Raw genomic sequence first — 2,620 nt, 5'->3', positions numbered from 1 at the left:
CCAGGTCGTGTTGGACCGGTTGGCCACGTAGTAGTCGCTCACCCATCGCCCGTCGCGGAGCCGGTTCCACACGCTGGTGGTGCCGACCTTGCTGCCGGTCTTCTGGCACTCGACGGCGGCGAGGGCGCCGCGGGGCAGCGGCTTGCCCGTCGTCGGGTACGACGTGCCGGGGCCGGTGCGGGCGTTGAGCGAGCTCGCCGTCACCTGCCCGGGGTAGTGACATCGCGGCAGCGCTCCGCTGAACCCGGTGCGCGACGGCGTCGAGACGTAGTAGTCGCTCACCCAGCTGCCGTCGGCGAGTCGGTCCCACACCCGGGTGGTGCCGACCTTCTGCCCCGTGGCCTGACACACCACGGCCAGCGACGCGCCCGGCGCGTAGGTGCGGGCGACGGCGTAGGAGGTGGAGGGGCCGGTGCGGGCGTTGAGCGCGGTGGAGCTGGTGACCCGGTAGGTGCGGGCGACCGTGGCGACGGGGGCCCGCAGGACGTCGGAGTCGATGTTGATCGTCACGCCGCCCCAGGTCTCGTCGTGGTCGCCCCGGTACTGCTTGGCGCGCTGCCACACGGCCCAGTGGGAGTCGGGGGCGGTGGGCCAGCCGGTGAGCGCCTTCGAGCCGTCCCAGCGTGCCATCCAGACGGCGTCCGGGCGGGCGTACGTGGTCGAGCCGTAGGAGTCCGACAGGTCGCGCAGCCCCGAGTCCTGGTGCACGTAGACGCCGGCCAGGTAGCCCTTGGCGTGCAGGGTCTTGGTCCAGGCGGACACGTACCGCCGCACCCCGGTGCGGCAGGAGGTGTCGGTCCGGTCGTAGTGCTCGACGTCCGCGTACAGGGCGCTCCCCGGCAGCAGGCCCAGGGCCTTGGCCCGTGTGACCGCGTCGGTGGCGTCGGAGGTGCCCCGAGTCGTGGCGCTGGACGCCGTGTAGCGGTTCGGTTTGCTGCCGAGCATGCACGACGGCTGGTACCCGAAGTACGTGGGCAGCAGCCGCCACCCGGCCGCCGTGGCGCTGCTGACCCACGCCTTGGTGAGGTTCGGCTGGGCGCACCCGCGGTTGTTGCCGCCGAAGTAGATGTTCATGGCCGAGTACGGCGACGTGCCCTTCCACGCCGCCAGCGCCGAGAGCGACGGCGCCGTGCAGGTGTCGAAGGCGAGGCGGGAGGCGCGCGTCCCGGACGAGCCCGACGGGTACACCACGGGGGTCTCGGGCTCCGCGGCGGCCGGCAGGGCCAGCCCGCCGAGCAGCAGCGCCGTCGCGCCCGCGAACGAGGCCACGGCCTGGACGAGCCGACGCCTGACGGCCATGGCGTACCTCCGGGAGAAGGATCCGGTCCCTGGCAGGAAGTCTCCACCCGCCGGGCTCGGCCCGGCAGGGCCGAAGGTCCCGACATCGCCGCGCCCGGACGACGAGTCGGTGGCTTCGCGCGGGCCTGCGGCACCATGTGTCCCATGACGACCGACGACGACCGGCTGCCGCTTGACGAGGTGACGAGGGAGGTCCGCCGTCTGGCGCGCACGCTGCCCGTCGAGCTCGGTGCGGCGGCTCAGGTGTCGGCAGTGAGCGGCGACGGCCGCGTCGAAGGCTTCAGCGTGCGTTCGGAGACGGCCGGTTCCGTGGAGGTCTGGATGATGCATGACGCGGGCCGACTCGTCGTCGGGGTCGACGACTGTCCGGGGTGGGATCTGCCTCGGACCCCGGAGAGCGTCGCCGTGCTGCGTGCGGTCGTCGACGCTGGGGCTGCCGGACGGATCGAGGTAGGTGCTGCTCGTGGCAGGCGCTCCTACCGGGTCCCGTTGCCCGACGGGACGGTCATGGAGGACGGCCGGGTGGGACTCCTCGGCACGCTGCTCGAGATGCCGTGGAAGCCTCGGGTGCGGTGGTCGGCCGCGGCGGCGTACGGTGCGTGAACCCGCGGCACGGGGCACCACGACAGGCAGGGGGACGATCCGTTGACGCGGCGGCCGCAGATTCGCGACATCATCGCCTGGCGCCTCCCGCGGCCAGGGACACGCACCGGCAGGATCGCGGCAGGCGCGGTGGTCGTGCTGGTGGAGTCGTTCCTGCTGGCGCTCGGTGCGCCCGGCCCGGCGGACGGGATCGGCCGACGTCGTCTCCCGCGCGACCCGGAGAGGAGCATCCGGGGCTTCACATGCACGGTCCGGTCGGGCACGGCGCCGTGGATGCCGGGGGAGCATGCGGACCGCCCGGTCCTGCACCTGAGCGCCACGAAGGCCTGGGTCGTGCCGCCCGGCGTGCCCCGTCGCGTCGACCTCGACCCGCCCGGCCTCCGGCTCGTGAGCCTGACCGTAGGCCATGAGCCGACCGACCTCGCGGACGAGTGCACGGCGACCGTCGCGGGGCGGGGGATCGAGCTGGAGGTCTGCGGACCGTGGATCGCTCTCGCGTGGCTCGGCCGGCTCGCTGGGTGGCCCGACCCGGTCTCGACCTGACCGGCCGGGCGGCCCTCGACGTGCCGGACAGGCCGCGCGCCGGCCCGAGGCGTCGACGGTGCGCCGGGTGCACCCCGCCGACCATGGCAACGGCGGTGGACGACGCCTCAGAAGCAGCGGGGGACCGGCTTGCTCCAGGTCGTGTTGGACCGGTTGGCCACGTAGTAGTCGCTCA

3 protein-coding genes are annotated in these 2,620 nt (G+C 73.6%); 2 read left to right on the top strand and 1 reads right to left on the bottom strand.

The window, feature by feature from the left end:
- The coding region (locus EYB28_RS19655) for a glycoside hydrolase domain-containing protein (protein ID WP_166852927.1) at positions 1-1,299 on the bottom strand (1,299 nt) is incomplete at its 3' end.
- A gap of 144 nt (positions 1,300-1,443) precedes the next feature.
- Between EYB28_RS19655 and EYB28_RS19650 the strand changes: the two genes are divergently transcribed.
- A complete protein-coding gene (locus tag EYB28_RS19650; protein WP_166852925.1) occupies positions 1,444-1,902 on the top strand; it encodes a hypothetical protein in 459 nt (152 codons plus the stop codon).
- A gap of 129 nt (positions 1,903-2,031) precedes the next feature.
- Entirely contained in the window at positions 2,032-2,445 is a 414-nt protein-coding gene (locus tag EYB28_RS19645; protein WP_166852922.1) for a hypothetical protein, read from the top strand.
- Positions 2,446-2,620: the final 175 nt, after the last annotated feature.

It is taken from the genome of Isoptericola sp. BMS4, from assembly GCF_011634835.1.
GTDB lineage: Bacteria > Actinomycetota > Actinomycetes > Actinomycetales > Cellulomonadaceae > Isoptericola.
The sequence above is the reverse complement of the archived record's forward strand: the minus strand, read 5'-3'. Positions and strand labels throughout refer to the sequence as shown.